Genomic DNA, 13882 nt, shown 5'->3' with positions numbered 1-13882 from the left:
AATGTCGCCCTCCGCGCCTTGTTGGCGGAGGGGAACAGGCACATCACAAGCCCGGCGGGATGTAAGTGGAACTGCGCCATCTTCGGTGCTTCGTCGCCGTCGCTGAAGAACTCCACTTCGCTCGCGCCGCCGAGCGGCTGCACATCGAGCAGTCGCCGCTGTCGCGGGCCATCAAGGAACTGGAAGAAGAACTCGGCGTGATGCTGTTTGCCCGCACCACGCGCAGTACGCGGCTGACCCATGCCGGAACATTGTTCTTGGAGCATGTGCGTCGTGTGTTTGCTGCCTTGGAGCAAGCGCGAGAGAGCGTGAAAGCAGCGGCAAACGGTTTTCACGGGCAGTTGCGCGTGGCCTTGTCGGATGGCATCACGCCGTCGCGCCTGCCCGCCTTACTGGCGTTGTGTCGCCAGGAAGAACCCGAGGTCGAGATCCGCTTTTTCGAAGTGTCACTATCGCAGCAGATCAAAGGGCTGCATGATAATCTGTACGACGTGGGGTTTGCCCAATCCGACGAAGTGGGCGACGGCATCGTCACTTTGCCCGCTTGGAGCGATGCACTCATGGTGGCAGTGCCGGCCCGGCATCCGCTGCTGGCCTACAAGCGTATTCCCTTGGACGAGTTGCTGCGCTACCCGCTGGTCTTGTGCGATCCGCAAGTGTGTGAGGGCCACGCCAAGCACGTTGAACGAGTGCTGCGTCGTGCTGACATGGAACCACTGATCGCAGAACGGGTTGCCACCTGCGATCTGATGATGGCACTGGTATCGGCCGGCTTCGCGCTTGGACTAGCGGGCGCTGCACACATCGCCGCCAGCCGTGAGCCGGGTGTCGTAGCTCGACCGCTGGCGTCGCGAGTGCCACCACTTACGACCTACTTGCTCCGTCTCGACGGCAATCCGTCTGATGAACTGGCACGTTTCGTTGAGCGCGTGCAGACCATCGAGTTGCCGGAAACTCCTAGGGCCATACGAGGCCGAAACCCTGATCCCCCGGAGGAATTGATGCCATGAAGAAGGCCATCCCATTCTTGTTGGCGGCCATCCTGACCGCCTGCGGTCAGGCCGAGACGCCTCAGAAGGCCATCAGTTCAGAACCGGACATCCCGACAGTGGAAGAACTGGCGGCCAACCCCGAACGGCTCAAAGAACTGCGCCAGCAATGCAAAACCGACCGCCCGAAGCTCGGCGACGTGCTGTGCAACCGGGTGGCCGAGGCCACGCGCAAGCGGTTCTACGGCGATGGCGAAACCCCTTACACGCCGCCGAAGGAATCGCCCAAGTTCTGATTGTTGGCGGATAGCCGTTTCGCCTTCATTTTTTTGTTCGACACGCCGCAATGCGCCTTCGCTTGCGGCGTTTTTCTTTGGTTCGACACCGCGCGAACTCCGTCTTTTTGCTCGACCTTTCTGCTGAAAATGGTCTTTGACCGGCACTGACCCGGCACCGAACCTGACGCCTGCGGCACGTCCTTGTGCCGCTCTTTCCATGAGGAAAAAGCGCAGGAGAAATCGGAGGCCAGGTCATGCAAGGGACGAACGTGCTGTTCGGTCAGATTGCCGTGGTATTCGGCATCGTGATCGCCGGAGTGTGGGGCGCCACACAATGGACAGCAGCAGCCCTTGGCTACCAAGTACGCCTTGGCTCGCCCTGGTTCGGCCTACTTGGCACGTCGATCTACCACCCCTGGAAGCTGTTTGAGTGGTGGTTCTTCTTCGGCGCTTATGAGCCGGAGGTCTTCGACACCGGCGGCGCCATTGCCGGCGCCAGCGGCATGGTCGCCGTGGGCGTTGCCATCGCCATGTCGGTCTGGCGCTCGCGCCAAGCGCGTCTGGTCACGACCTACGGCTCTGCGCGCTGGGCGAACGCGCAGGACATTCGCAAAGCCGGCCTCACACAGCCGGCCGGCGTGTTCCTCGGCCAGCATGATCGTCAATACCTACGGCATGAAGGGCCGGAACACGTCCTGACCTTCGCGCCCACGCGCTCGGGCAAAGGCGTCGGCCTGGTGGTGCCGACGCTGCTGTCCTGGCCCGCGTCGGCCGTCATCCACGACATCAAGGGCGAGAACTGGCAGATCACCGCAGGCTGGCGCTCGCGTTTCTCGCATTGCCTGCTGTTCAACCCGACCGATGCGAAATCGGCGGCCTATAACCCACTGCTGGAAGTGCGGCGCGGCGCGCACGAAGTGCGCGACGTGCAGAACATCGCGGACATTCTGGTCGATCCCGAAGGCGCACTGGAGAAGCGCAACCATTGGGAGAAGACCAGTCACGCGCTGCTGGTCGGGGCCATTCTGCATGTGCTCTACGCGGGTGCAGACAAGACGCTGCGCGGCGTCGCCAACTTCCTATCTGACCCGGCCAGCCCCTTCGCGCTGACCTTGCACCGGATGATGACCACGCCCCACCTGGGCGATGGGCCGCATCCTGTCGTCGCTTCGGCGGCGCGCGAAGTGCTCAACAAGTCGGACAACGAGCGTTCCGGCGTGTTGAGCACCGCCATGTCGTTCCTCGGTCTGTACCGCGATCCCACGGTGGCCGAAGTCACGTCGCGCTGCGACTGGCGCATCGCCGACCTGATCGCCGCCGAGCATCCGGTGTCGCTGTATCTGGTGGTTCCGCCCTCGGACATTTCGCGGACGAAGCCGCTCATTCGCCTGATCCTCAACCAGATCGGCCGGCGCCTCACCGAATCGCTCGACGGCTCCGACGGCATCGAGCGCCGCCACAAGCTGCTGCTGATGCTCGATGAATTTCCGGCGCTGGGGCGCCTGGACTTCTTCGAGACGGCGCTGGCCTTCATGGCGGGCTACGGCATCCGCAGCTTCCTCATTGCGCAGTCGCTCAACCAGATCGACAAGGCGTATGGGCAAAACCACTCCATCCTCGACAACTGCCATGTGCGCGTGACGTTCGCCACGAACGACGAGCGCACCGCCAAACGGATTTCCGAGACGCTGGGCACGGCCACCGAGCTGCGCGCCCAGCGCAACTACGCGGGCCACCGGCTCGCGCCGTGGCTGGGCCACCTGATGGTGTCGCGCCAGGAAACCGCGCGCCCGCTGCTGACGCCGGGCGAAGTCATGCAGCTTCCGCCTGACGAGGCCGTGGTGATGGTGTCCAGCGTAGCGCCGATCAAGGCGAAGAAGCTGCGCTACTACGCGGACGCCAATTTCAAGCGTCGCGTGCTGCCACCGCCCACGCTAGCGGACGGGCAGTACGCAGACGCGCCGCCGTCGCGGCCCGACGACTGGAGCGGGCTGGCGATTCCGTCCGTGCCCGCTGCGCCTGCCACGGCATCCGCCGATGGCCTGGAGAACTTGGCTTCGGCCGACGACGGCGGCCCGCGCCGTCAGCCCGAACTCTCCGAAACCGTCGCCTACGACCCCGAGCTGGCCGCGCCTGCGGCCGACCTGGCGCTGCTCGATGACGACGACGACCTGCCGCTTCCTCTCCCTCGCCAGCTTGAGCCGGCCATGCAGCGCACGGCCCGGCTGGCTTCCCTCGACCCCAACGACGGAATCGAGCTATGAGCCATTACCGCCTGAATCTCTTTATCCAGCCCGAACACGCCAAGCGCCTGGACGAGCTGGCCGCCAAGAAGGGCGTTTCCAAGTCGTCCATCGTCGCGGCGGCGCTCGCATCGTGGCTGTCGCCCGATGCCGCCGACCAGCGCGAGGCGGCCATCGCCAAGCGCCTGGATCGGCTGTCGCGCCAATCCGAACGGCTGGAGCGCGACCAGAACATCCAGATCGAGACGCTGGCGCTGTTCATTCGCTACTACCTCACGGTCAGCACGCCCGTTCCCGAGGCGCACCAAGAGGCCGCCCGCGCTCAGGGCAAAGCGCGCTTCGAGCAGTTCGTTGAACAGTTGGGCCGCCACCTGCTGCGCGGGCGCAGCCTGGTGCGCGACGTGGTGGAGGAACTGCATCCCGATCCTATGCGAATGGAGGACGCGGCGGCGGCTGCGCAAGCGCGGGAGCGTGCGTCATGAGCGCCGTTCCGCAGTCCATGAGCGCCACGTCGCTCGACCGCCGAATCCAGATGCTGCGCACAGCGATGGGGCCGCTGATCGCCGCCGCGCTCGAAGACCCGGACGTGGTGGAGGTGATGCTGAATCCTGATCGCACCCTTTGGGTGGATCGGCTTTCCAGTGGGCGCGCGCCGATGGGCGTGGAACTGCCCGAGGCGGACGGCGAGCGAATCATCCGCCTGGTCGCGGCCCATGTCGGTGCGGAAATCCATCGCGGCCAGCCGCTGCTATCCGCCGAACTGCCCGAAACCGGCGAACGCTTCGAGGGCATCTTGCCGCCGGCAGCGCCGGGGCCGGCCTTTGCGCTGCGCAAGCGTGCTATCGGCGTGATCCCGTTGGAGCGGTACGTCATTGACGGGATGATGACCAGCGTGCAGGCGGGCTTTCTCGTTCGCGCCGTGCGCGAGCGGCAGAACGTGCTGATCGCCGGCGCCACCAGCAGCGGCAAGACCACGCTCGCCAATGCTTTGCTCGCCGAAATCGCCGCCACCGGCGACCGCGTGCTGGTGCTCGAAGACACGGTGGAACTGCAATGCGCGGCCCGCGACCACGTTCCGCTGCGCACGCGCGCAGGCGTGGTATCCATGACCGAGCTGGTGCGCTCGTCCATGCGCCTGCGGCCTGATCGCGTAGTCGTCGGCGAGGTGCGCGGCGCCGAGGCGCTGGATCTCATCAAGGTGTGGGGCACGGGACACCCCGGCGGCATCGCCACGATCCACGCAGGTTCCGCGCTGGGCGCGCTGCTGCGCCTGGAGCAACTGATTCTCGAAGTGGCCGTGAACCCGCCGCGTGCGCTGATCGCCGAGGCGGTCAACGTGGTGATCCACATCGCCGGGCGTGGGCGCAAACGCCGCATCGAGAGCATTGCCCGCGTCGTCGGCTTCGACGGCGTGGGCTACCGATTGGCGAATTGGGAGGCGGACGCGCTGGACACGCCGTTTCCCGAGTTGTCGCCAAACCCCGATGCCGCATCCGCTGCGGCGACTTCCCCATCCCCTGACTTACTTGGAGAACTGCCATGACGCAGATGACTTTTCCTGCTTTCCGTTTTTCTGCAAATCCGGCATTGCGTCTTGCGCGGCTGCGCTGCCTGGCCCGCCCTGCGGGGCAAGGGCTGCTGCTGGCCGCGCTGCTGTTGTTCCTGACCGGAACCGCGCAGGCCGCCGGTTCCTCGATGCCGTGGGAAGGCCCGCTGCAATCCATCCTCGAATCCATCCAGGGGCCGGTGGCGCGCATCGTCGCGGTCATCATCATCATCGCCACGGGCCTCGCGCTCGCCTTCGGCGACACTTCGGGCGGATTCCGCAAGCTGATCCAGATCGTGTTCGGTCTGTCCATCGCGTTTGCGGCTTCGAGCTTCTTCCTGTCGTTTTTCAGCTTCTCCGGCGGGGCCGTCGTATGAGTGCCCCGGACACCTTCGCCGCCGGATTCGAGGTGCCGCTGCATCGCTCGCTGACCGAGCCGATTCTGCTGGGCGGTGCGCCGCGCACCGTGGCAATTGCCAACGGCACGCTGGCCGCCGCCGTCGGGCTGGGCCTTCAACTGTGGATTCCCGGTGTCGTGCTCTGGATCGTCGGCCATTCGCTGGCGGTGTGGGGAGCGCGCGTCGATCCGCAGTTCATGCAGGTCTTTGCTCGGCACATCAAGCATCGCCCGCTGCTGGACGTGTAAGGGGAGGACGCCGCGATGCTGAACCTAGCCGAATACCGCCAGCGCCCGGCCTTGCTCGCCGACTGGCTGCCCTGGGCCGGGCTGGTCGCGCCGGGTGTCATCTTGAACAAGGACGGCAGTTTCCAGCGCACGGCCCGGTTTCGTGGGCCTGACCTCGACAGCGCGACGCAAGGCGAACTGATTGCCACGTCGGCGCGCTTGAACAACGCGCTACGCCGCATGGGTTCGGGCTGGGCGCTGTTCATCGAGGCCGAGCGCCGACCCGCTGCCGACTATCCGCAATCGGAGTTTCCCGAGCCGCTGTCGTGGCTGGTGGACGAGGAGCGCCGGGCCACCTTCGAGGAATCGGGCAACGACTTCGAGAGCGGCTATCACCTGACGCTGGTGTACCTGCCGCCCGAGGAATCGCGCGCCCGCGCGGCGGGGATGCTGTACGAGAACCGGCCCACCGATGGCGTGGACTGGCGCGAGCGGCTGCAAGCCTTCGTCGCGGAGACGGATCGCGTCTTTGACCTGCTCGATGGCGTGATGCCGGAAATCGCTTGGCTCGATGACGGCCAGACACTGACCTACCTGCACGCCACCATCTCGACGCGGCGCTATCGCGTCGGCGTGCCCGAAGTGGCGTTCCATATCGACGCACTGCTGACCGATTCCGCACTGGTCGGTGGCCTGGCGCCCATGCTGGGCGACCAGCACCTGCGCATGGTGTCGGTGCGGGGCTTCCCGACCTCGACTTGGCCGGGGATTCTGGACGACCTCAACCGCCTTGGCTTTGCCTACCGCTGGAGCACGCGCTTCCTGTGCCTCGACAAAGCCGAGGCGGAACGGGAGTTGGGACGCCTGCGCCGCCAGTGGTTCGCCAAACGCAAGAACGTCATCGCGCTGCTGCGCGAAACGATCTTCCAGCAGGAAAGTCCGCTGGTCGATACCGACGCCAGCAACAAGGCCGCCGATGCCGATGCCGCCTTGCAGGAGCTGGGCAGCGATCAAGTCGCCTTCGGCTACCTCACCGCCACGGTGATGGTGCTCGATGCCGACGCGGCTGTGGCCGACGAGAAGCTGCGCATGGTGGAGCGTGTCATCCAGGGCCGGGGCTTCATCACCATCCCGGAAACGCTCAACGCCGTGGATGCCTGGCTGTCGTCCATTCCGGGCAACGCTTACGCCAACGTGCGCCAGCCCATCGTCTCGACGTTGAACCTGGCTCACATGATGCCGGTTTCGGCGGTATGGGCCGGGCCGGAAAGGAACGAGCACCTGGATGGCCCACCCTTGATCGTCACACGCACCGATGGCGCCACGCCGTTCCGGCTGGTGACGCACATCGGCGACGTGGGCCACATGCTAGTCGCGGGGCCGACCGGCATGGGCAAGTCGGTTTTGCTCGCCACGCTGGCAATGCAGTTCCGCCGCTATCGCGGTTCGCGCATCTTCGCGTTCGACATGGGCCGCTCAATGCGCGCCACGGTTCTCGGCCTGGGCGGCGAGCACTACGACCTCGGGACAGATGGCGAAACCGCCTTCCAGCCGTTGGCACGCATCGACCGCGAGGGCTACCGCACCTGGGCGGCCGAATGGGTGGAAGGCCGCTTGCTGCATGAGGGCGTGGCGGTCGGCCCCGACGAGAAGGCGGCTATCTGGTCGGCGTTGGGAAGCCTTGCCGGTGCGCCGTTGGAGCAGCGCACGATGACGGGGCTTTCCGTGCTGCTGCAATCGAACGCGCTGCGGCAGGCGCTGTCGCCCTATGTGCTCGGCGGTGCCCACGGCAAGCTGCTGGACGCCGACCATGACCGGCTCGGCATGGCCGGCGTGCAGTGCTTCGAGATGGAGGAGCTGATGCACAGCAAGGCCGCCGTCATGGCCGTGCTGCACTACCTCTTTGCGCGCTTCGACGAACGCTTCGACGGTGCGCCCACGCTGCTGATCCTCGATGAAGCGTGGCTGTTCCTAGATGACCCGGTGTTTGCCGCGCGTATCCGGCAATGGCTCAAGACGCTCAGGAAAAAGAACGTCAGCGTCATCTTCTCCACGCAGAGCCTCGCCGACATCAAGGAATCGAGCATCGCGCCCGCGATCATCGAGAGCTGCGCGAGCCGCATTTTCCTCGCCAACCCGCAGGCGACCGAGCCGCAGATTCGCACGATCTATGAGGGCTTCGGCCTCAACAGGCGGCAGATCGAAATCGTCGCCACCGCGCAGCCCAAGCGCGACTACTACTACCAATCCCGCCTCGGCAACCGCCTGTTCGACCTCGATCTGGGGCCGGCGGCGCTGGCGTTTGCGGGCGCATCCACGCCGCAAGACCAGCGCGACATAGACCGCGTGCTGCTGGACGCCGGCGTGCCCGGCTTCGCGGGCGCCTGGCTGCGCCATCGCGGCCTCGATTGGGCGGCCGACCTGCTGCCCTCGTTCCCCGGCCTTGCGCCGGGTTCCCTCGCTGACCAACCCCTGGAGAACCTGCCATGAAGAAGCGTCTTATCGCCGCTGCCATCGCGGCCATGCTTTGCACCGCCACTGCCCATGCGCAATGGGTCGTGGTCGATCCCACCAACCTCGTGCAGAACACGCTGACCGCCATCCGCACGCTGGAGCAGATCAACAACCAGATCCAGCAGCTCCAGAACGAAGCGAAGATGCTGATGAACCAGGCGCGCAACCTCGCCAGCCTGCCGTCTAGCGTGGTGAACCAGTTGCGCGCCAACCTGGCGACGACCGAGCGACTGATCGCCCAGGCCCGCGGCTTGGCCTTCGACGTGACGAACCTCGATCGGGAGTTCGCGCGCCTGTATCCCGAGCAGTACGCCGCCACCGTCAGCGGCGACCAGATGTACCGCGATGCGCAGGAGCGTTGGAAGAACACGCTCAACGGCTTGCAGACCACGATGCAGATGCAGGCGCAGGTGTCGCAGAACCTGGGCGAAGACGAAAGCGTGCTGGCCGATCTCGTGGGCAAGAGCCAGTCGGCCGAAGGTGCCTTGCAGGCGATGCAGGCCATGAACCAGTTGCTGGCTTTGCAGGCCAAACAGTCGATCCAGTCGCAGCGGCTCCAGATCACGCAAGACCGGGCGGCGTCGCTGGATCTGGCGCGGCAGGCGGCGGCCACGGAGCGCGCCCGCGAAGTGCGGCGGCGCTTCCTGGGCGAAGGCACGCCGTACACGCCGCAGTCCGTGAACTTCTACGGCAACTGACGGGAGGCCGCCATGCGATGCGTCCTCGCCCCGTCTGTTGTGGTGCTTGTCGTGCTGCTGGCCGCTTGCAACAAGCAGCCGGCCGACAACCTTGCCGATGCTCTGGCCGCCGATCCTGCGCGGCTCAAGGCATTGCGCGCGCAATGCGCGGCCGACCGGCAGGCCAAGGGCGAGGACGCTTGCCGCGCCGCCGCCGAAGCCTTCCGGCGGCGCTTCTTCTCCGGCGAGGCCGGGCCGGACGAATACCAGACGCTGGCCGACCTGCCGCCGATTCCGCCGAGCTTCGAGGAACCGGCCGATGGCATGGCGCCGGCCTTTCCCGCCGAACCGGAGGACACGCCATGAATGATGTGACCATCATCGACCAATTCCTCAACACCTTTGCCGCTTATATCGACTCGGGTTTCGGGCTGCTGCGTGGCGAGGTGGCGTTCCTCACGGCCACGCTGATCGTCATCGACATGACGATCGCCGGACTGTATTGGGCCATGAGCCATGCCACCGGCCAGGGCGAGGACGTGATCGCCAAGCTGCTGCGCAAGGTGCTCTACGTCGGTGCCTTCGCCTACATCATCAATAACTTCAACTGGCTGGCCAGCATCGTGTTCCGCTCGTTTGCGGGATTGGGCATTACCGCCACCGGCTCGGCCATCACGATGGAGAACTTCCTGCAGCCGGGCCGGCTGGCGAAAACCGGGATCGACGCCGGGGCGCCGATTTTGGAGCAGATCGGCGAGATGGCGGGCTTCCCCGAAGTGTTCGTGAACCTTGATCCCATCGTGGTGATGTTCCTCGCGTGGCTGGTTGTGATCTTGTGCTTCTTCGTGCTGGCGATCCAACTGTTCATCACGCTGATCGAGTTCAAGCTGACCACGCTTGCGGGCTTTGTGCTTGTGCCGTTCGCACTCTGGAACAAGACCGCGTTCCTCGCCGAAAAGGTCTTGGGCAACGTGGTGGCCTCCGGCGTCAAGGTTCTGGTGCTGGCCGTGATCGTCGGGATCGGCTCGGGCTTGTTCGCTCAGTTCCAAGTCCATCCCGCCGAGCCGTCCATCGACCACGCGCTGGTCATCATGCTGGCCTCGCTCACCTTGCTGGCGCTCGGGATCTTCGGCCCCGGCATTGCGACAGGCCTTGTGTCCGGTGCGCCGCAGCTCGGCGCGGGCGCGATGGCCGGTGCTGCTGTCGGCGCTGCCGGCACGGCCGTCGCTATCGGCGCCGCCGCGACGGGCGTGGGTGGCGCCGTGGCTGCTGGCGCGCGTATGGCTCCGGCCGCCGCAAAGCTGGCCGGTAGCGGTGCGCGCGCCGCCACGTCGGCGGCCAGCAATGCGAAGTCGGCGTTTCAGGCCGGTTCCGCCGCCGCTGGCGGCGGCGCAAAGGGCGCGATGGCGGGCCTGGGCAACGTCGCCAAGACCGGCGCGCAGTCCGCCGGACGCGCCGCAGCATCCCGTGCTTCCGCTGCCGGGCAGCGGATGGCCGCTCCGTTCCGTGCTGGCTGGAATGGCTCGACGGCCGACGCTGGCGCGTCAACCGGCCAAGCCTCCGCAGGAGAGGCCTCCGCAGGCGGCGCCGCTGCACAGAAGCCGGAACAACCCGCCTGGGCCAAGCGGCTGCATCGCCGCCAGCAACTCACCCACGCCGCGACCACCGCCGCGCACACGCTGCGCGGTGGCGACGGTGGCGGCTCGGGGCAAGGCCCGAGCCTGCGCGGCTCCGACGACTAATGCGATTCACAAGGAGAACTGACCATGCGATTCAGAAAACCGCAGGTGCGCTATGCCGACACGCCGCAGCCTGCCACGCCGTACCAAGCTGCCGGCCAGGTGTGGGACGACCGTATCGGCTCGCCGCGCGTGCAGGCGAAGAACTGGCGCCTGATGGCCTTCGGCTGCCTCACGCTCGCGCTGTTGATGTCCGGCGGCCTAGTGTGGCGCTCGGCGCAGTCATTCGTGACGCCCTACGTCGTGGAAGTGGACAACGCGGGCCAGGTGCGCGCCGTGGGCGAAGCCGCCACGCCCTACCGGCCCAACGATGCACAGACGGCGCACCACATCGCGCGCTTCGTGACGCTGGTGCGCTCGCTGTCCATCGACCCCATCGTCGTCCGCCAGAACTGGCTGGACGCCTACGACTACACGACCGACAAGGGCGCGGCCGTGCTCAACGACTACGCGCGGGTCAACGACCCGTTCGCACGCATCGGTAAAGAGTCGGTGACTGTGCAGATCACCAGCGTCGTGCGCGCCAGCGACACGTCTTTCAACGTGCGCTGGACGGAACGCCGCTACGTCAACGGCGCCGCGGCGGGCTTGGAGCGGTGGACGGCCGTGGTGTCCATCGTGCTCCAGCCGCCGCGCACCGAAGAACGCCTGCGCCAGAACCCCCTGGGCATCTACGTCAACGGCCTGTCATGGAGCCGCGAACTGGATTCTTCCGAAGGAGCCAAGCCATGAATGATCTTTTCCGTAAATCCGCCTTGCCGGTGATCTTGCTTGCCCTGGCGGGCTGCGCCACGCAGGGCAAGCCACCGCCGACCATCTCGCTCGATGAGCCGGTACAGGCCCAGCCGCTACCCGAGCCACCCGCGCCGGTGGAGGTGGTGGCGGTGCCCGAGGTACTGCCGATGCCGGCGCAGTTGAAGCCATTGCCCGAAGCCGAGGACGCCAAGCCCACGCCGGAGCCAGCCGACGAGAAGGTGCGCGTCTCACGGGCCAATGCCGAGGCGCGCGTCGCACCCACGCGCGAGGGATACGTCAACGCGATTCAGGTGTGGCCGTTCACCGATGGCGCGCTCTACCAAGTCTATGCAGCCGTGGGCCGCGTGACTGTGATTTCGCTCCAGCCGGGCGAGGAGCTGGTGACGGTGGCCGCTGGTGATACCGTGCGCTGGATCGTTGGCGATACGTCGAGCGGCAGCGGTGCTGACCTGCGCGTCAATGTGCTGGTCAAGCCGATCCGCTCGGGCCTCAAGACCAATCTCGTCATCACCACCAACCGCAGGACGTACCTGCTGGAGTTGGCTTCGACGGAAAAGACGTGGATGGCGTCGGCTTCTTGGGAGTATCCGCGTGACCGGATGCTGGCCTTGCAGCGCCAGGCGCAGGCGGCCAGCGCCGCCGCGCCGGTGGACTCCGGCTTGTCGCTGGAAAACCTGCGCTTCCGCTACGCGGTCAGCGGTAGCAACCCGCCGTGGAAGCCGCTGCGCGCCTTCGACGACGGGCAGAAGGTCTATATCCAGTTCCCCGCCGGCATCGCGCAAGGCGAGCTGCCGCCGCTGTTCGTAATCGGGCCGGAAGGCGACGGGCAACTGGTCAACTACCGCTTCCGCTCGCCGTACTACATCGTGGATCGGCTGTTCGGTGCCGCCGAACTGCGCCTGGGCGGCGACAAGGGCGACGTGGTGCGAATTGAGCGCACGGACGGCGTTGCGCGGAGGAACTGACCATGAGCCAGGACGACACCCCCGACCTCGCCACGCCGCAGGCAGGCAAGGTCGCGCCGGAAGCGGTGGTGCTGCGCGCCCAGCCGCGCCCGGTCACGCGCCTGAACCGACGCACGCTGGCCATCCTCGTCGGCAGTCTGTCGGTTGCCGTGCTCGGCGCTACGATCTGGTCGTTGCAACCGCAGCGGCGCAGCGCCGACGAGCAAACCGAGCTTTACAACGTCGATCGCGTCTCGAAATCAGAGGGGCTGGATGGCCTGCCGACCGACTACTCGAAGCTGCCGCCGCAAGTGCCCGAGCTGGGGCCGCCGCTGCCGGGCGACCTCGGCCCTGCCATCGTGAATTCGCAGCAGCCGGCCGTGGCCGCCTACGCGGCCCCCGGCCACGATCCCAACGATGCCGTGCGCAAGGAGGCGGAAGCCGCTGCGGCTTCGTCGGTGTTCTTCCGTTCAGGGGGCCAAGGCCAAGCCGCCGCCACGGTGGCACAGGCGACGCCGGGTGTGCCTGGTGGTGCAAGCGCGCTCGCGGCCTTCGACCCGCTCACGGCTGGGCCGGCATCGGTGGCGGCGCAGCCTGCCGACCCGACCGCCGTGCAGAACCGACAAGACCAAAAGGAAGCGTTCCTGAAAGCCGGCTCTACGGAAACACGCAATTCCGGCAATCTGGCGCTGCCGGCGTCGCCGTATCAGGTGATGGCCGGAACCGTGATCGCGGGCGCGCTGGTGACGGGCATCAAGTCGGACTTGCCGGGCGACGTGATCGCCACGGTGACGGAGCCGGTCTTTGACACGGCCACGGGCAAGTTCCTGCTGATCCCGCAGGGATCGCGCATCCTGGGGCGCTACAACAGCCAGGTCAGCTACGGACAGAGCCGCGTGCAGGTGGTGTGGAACCGGATCATCCTGCCCGACACGTCCTCGCTGACGCTCGACAACCTCGTGGGCACCGACCCGGCCGGCTACGCCGGCCTGGAAGACGACGTGGACTGGCACTGGAAGCGCATCGTTGCGGGCGCGGTGCTGACGACGCTGCTGGGCGTGGGTGCCGAGCTGGCCGCGCCGGAAAACCGCCAGGACGGCAACCGCATCGTCATCGCCGGGCGCGACAGCGCCCAGGACAGCATCAATCAGGTCGGCCAGGAGATCACCCGGCGCAACATGAACATCCAGCCGACGCTGACCGAGCGGCCGGGCCTGCCGGTGCGGATCATCGTCAACCGGGATCTGGTGCTGCGGCCCTACCAGCCGCTGTTCTTCAATCGGGGAGCTTCGCAATGAGCGCGACCAAGAAGCTGCGGCTCGGGCCGCTGCCCAAGACCGAGAACGTCAAGATGACTTTCGCCTGCCCAGCCAGCCTGAAAGCCGACCTCGACCGCTACGCCGCGCTGCACGCGCAAGCGTATGGCGAGGCAGTCGATGCAGAGAAGTTGATCCCGCACATGCTGGAGGCGTTCATGGCGAGGGATCGCGGGTTCAAGAGGGGAGGGCAGCCAACGCCGCAGCCATCGACTAGGGCCTGTTAACACTACGTGCTAACATACTGCGCATGGA

16 protein-coding genes are annotated in these 13882 nt (G+C 66.4%); 15 read left to right on the top strand and 1 reads right to left on the bottom strand.

The window, feature by feature from the left end:
• Window positions 1–65 precede the first annotated feature (65 nt).
• Both ARC78_RS16085 and ARC78_RS16080 read left to right on the top strand, forming a co-directional pair.
• Window positions 66–1010, top strand: coding sequence for a LysR family transcriptional regulator (locus ARC78_RS16085; protein WP_054659616.1), 945 nt, complete (start codon window positions 66–68; stop codon window positions 1008–1010).
• Complete coding sequence (locus ARC78_RS16080) at window positions 1007–1285, top strand: EexN family lipoprotein (RefSeq protein WP_016448822.1); 279 nt, start codon at window positions 1007–1009, stop codon at window positions 1283–1285. Before ARC78_RS16085 ends, ARC78_RS16080 begins: the two co-directional genes overlap by 4 nt.
• Here ARC78_RS16080 and ARC78_RS16735 read toward each other — a convergent pair.
• Window positions 1252–1527: a hypothetical protein gene (locus ARC78_RS16735; protein WP_139286363.1), complete on the bottom strand. Its 276-nt coding sequence runs from the start codon at window positions 1525–1527 to the stop codon at window positions 1252–1254. The genes ARC78_RS16080 and ARC78_RS16735 overlap by 34 nt on opposite strands.
• On the opposite strand from ARC78_RS16735, the gene ARC78_RS16075 reads away from it, so the two are divergent.
• Genes ARC78_RS16075 through ARC78_RS16015 form a run of 13 tightly spaced genes read left to right on the top strand, consistent with a single transcriptional unit; the run spans window position 1522 to window position 13854 of the window.
• Window positions 1522–3531 (top strand): conjugal transfer protein TraG, encoded by a 2010-nt coding sequence (locus ARC78_RS16075; RefSeq protein ID WP_057506646.1) that lies wholly within the window; start codon window positions 1522–1524, stop codon window positions 3529–3531. The two genes, ARC78_RS16735 and ARC78_RS16075, sit on opposite strands and share 6 nt — an antisense overlap.
• Window positions 3528–3992 carry a ribbon-helix-helix protein, CopG family gene (locus ARC78_RS16070; RefSeq protein ID WP_016448820.1) on the top strand — a complete coding sequence of 155 codons (465 nt, stop codon included), beginning with the start codon at window positions 3528–3530 and terminating at the stop codon, window positions 3990–3992. Before ARC78_RS16075 ends, ARC78_RS16070 begins: the two co-directional genes overlap by 4 nt.
• Window positions 3989–5053 carry a P-type conjugative transfer ATPase TrbB gene (gene trbB, locus ARC78_RS16065; protein WP_016448819.1) on the top strand — a complete coding sequence of 355 codons (1065 nt, stop codon included), beginning with the start codon at window positions 3989–3991 and terminating at the stop codon, window positions 5051–5053. Before ARC78_RS16070 ends, trbB begins: the two co-directional genes overlap by 4 nt.
• Complete coding sequence (locus ARC78_RS16060) at window positions 5050–5433, top strand: TrbC/VirB2 family type IV secretion system protein (protein ID WP_003291753.1); 384 nt, start codon at window positions 5050–5052, stop codon at window positions 5431–5433. The genes trbB and ARC78_RS16060 overlap by 4 nt, the downstream gene beginning before the upstream one ends.
• Window positions 5430–5702 carry a VirB3 family type IV secretion system protein gene (locus ARC78_RS16055; RefSeq protein ID WP_003291752.1) on the top strand — a complete coding sequence of 91 codons (273 nt, stop codon included), beginning with the start codon at window positions 5430–5432 and terminating at the stop codon, window positions 5700–5702. The genes ARC78_RS16060 and ARC78_RS16055 overlap by 4 nt, the downstream gene beginning before the upstream one ends.
• A 15-nt stretch (window positions 5703–5717) precedes the next feature.
• Window positions 5718–8171, top strand: a complete 2454-nt coding sequence (gene trbE, locus ARC78_RS16050; RefSeq protein ID WP_016448818.1) for a conjugal transfer protein TrbE — start codon at window positions 5718–5720, stop codon at window positions 8169–8171.
• Window positions 8168–8893, top strand: coding sequence for a P-type conjugative transfer protein TrbJ (gene trbJ / locus ARC78_RS16045; protein ID WP_016448817.1), 726 nt, complete (start codon window positions 8168–8170; stop codon window positions 8891–8893). Before trbE ends, trbJ begins: the two co-directional genes overlap by 4 nt.
• A gap of 12 nt (window positions 8894–8905) precedes the next feature.
• Window positions 8906–9238: a hypothetical protein gene (locus tag ARC78_RS16040; RefSeq protein ID WP_057506645.1), complete on the top strand. Its 333-nt coding sequence runs from the start codon at window positions 8906–8908 to the stop codon at window positions 9236–9238.
• A complete protein-coding gene (trbL, locus tag ARC78_RS16035; protein ID WP_016448815.1) occupies window positions 9235–10614 on the top strand; it encodes a P-type conjugative transfer protein TrbL in 1380 nt (459 codons plus the stop codon). Before ARC78_RS16040 ends, trbL begins: the two co-directional genes overlap by 4 nt.
• A gap of 24 nt (window positions 10615–10638) precedes the next feature.
• Window positions 10639–11343 (top strand): conjugal transfer protein TrbF, encoded by a 705-nt coding sequence (gene trbF, locus ARC78_RS16030; protein WP_016448814.1) that lies wholly within the window; start codon window positions 10639–10641, stop codon window positions 11341–11343.
• A complete protein-coding gene (gene trbG / locus ARC78_RS16025; RefSeq protein ID WP_005304503.1) occupies window positions 11340–12332 on the top strand; it encodes a P-type conjugative transfer protein TrbG in 993 nt (330 codons plus the stop codon). The genes trbF and trbG overlap by 4 nt, the downstream gene beginning before the upstream one ends.
• 2 nt (window positions 12333–12334) lie before the next feature.
• Window positions 12335–13609, top strand: coding sequence for a TraB/TrbI/VirB10 family type IV secretion system protein (locus tag ARC78_RS16020; RefSeq protein WP_016448813.1), 1275 nt, complete (start codon window positions 12335–12337; stop codon window positions 13607–13609).
• Window positions 13606–13854, top strand: a complete 249-nt coding sequence (locus tag ARC78_RS16015) for a DUF2274 domain-containing protein (RefSeq protein WP_016448812.1) — start codon at window positions 13606–13608, stop codon at window positions 13852–13854. The genes ARC78_RS16020 and ARC78_RS16015 overlap by 4 nt, the downstream gene beginning before the upstream one ends.
• Window positions 13855–13882 lie beyond the last annotated feature (28 nt).

This window comes from Stenotrophomonas pictorum JCM 9942 (assembly GCF_001431585.1).
GTDB classification, from domain to species: domain Bacteria; phylum Pseudomonadota; class Gammaproteobacteria; order Xanthomonadales; family Xanthomonadaceae; genus Stenotrophomonas; species Stenotrophomonas pictorum.
Note: the sequence above shows the minus strand (reverse complement) of the source record. Positions and strands in the feature narration are given on the sequence as shown.

Bases quoted from the DNA above. Each gene is read 5' to 3' on its own strand.
- trbE (WP_016448818.1), top strand. From the start codon at position 5,718: ATGCTGAACCTAGCCGAATACCGCCAGCGCCCGGCCTTGCTCGCCGAC.
- ARC78_RS16015 (WP_016448812.1), top strand. From the start codon at position 13,606: ATGAGCGCGACCAAGAAGCTGCGGCTCGGGCCGCTGCCCAAGACCGAG.
- trbG (WP_005304503.1), top strand. From the start codon at position 11,340: ATGAATGATCTTTTCCGTAAATCCGCCTTGCCGGTGATCTTGCTTGCC.
- ARC78_RS16040 (WP_057506645.1), top strand. From the start codon at position 8,906: ATGCGATGCGTCCTCGCCCCGTCTGTTGTGGTGCTTGTCGTGCTGCTG.
- ARC78_RS16060 (WP_003291753.1), top strand. From the start codon at position 5,050: ATGACGCAGATGACTTTTCCTGCTTTCCGTTTTTCTGCAAATCCGGCA.
- ARC78_RS16020 (WP_016448813.1), top strand. From the start codon at position 12,335: ATGAGCCAGGACGACACCCCCGACCTCGCCACGCCGCAGGCAGGCAAG.
- ARC78_RS16075 (WP_057506646.1), top strand. From the start codon at position 1,522: ATGCAAGGGACGAACGTGCTGTTCGGTCAGATTGCCGTGGTATTCGGC.
- trbB (WP_016448819.1), top strand. From the start codon at position 3,989: ATGAGCGCCGTTCCGCAGTCCATGAGCGCCACGTCGCTCGACCGCCGA.
- ARC78_RS16080 (WP_016448822.1), top strand. From the start codon at position 1,007: ATGAAGAAGGCCATCCCATTCTTGTTGGCGGCCATCCTGACCGCCTGC.
- trbL (WP_016448815.1), top strand. From the start codon at position 9,235: ATGAATGATGTGACCATCATCGACCAATTCCTCAACACCTTTGCCGCT.
- trbJ (WP_016448817.1), top strand. From the start codon at position 8,168: ATGAAGAAGCGTCTTATCGCCGCTGCCATCGCGGCCATGCTTTGCACC.
- ARC78_RS16055 (WP_003291752.1), top strand. From the start codon at position 5,430: ATGAGTGCCCCGGACACCTTCGCCGCCGGATTCGAGGTGCCGCTGCAT.
- ARC78_RS16070 (WP_016448820.1), top strand. From the start codon at position 3,528: ATGAGCCATTACCGCCTGAATCTCTTTATCCAGCCCGAACACGCCAAG.
- trbF (WP_016448814.1), top strand. From the start codon at position 10,639: ATGCGATTCAGAAAACCGCAGGTGCGCTATGCCGACACGCCGCAGCCT.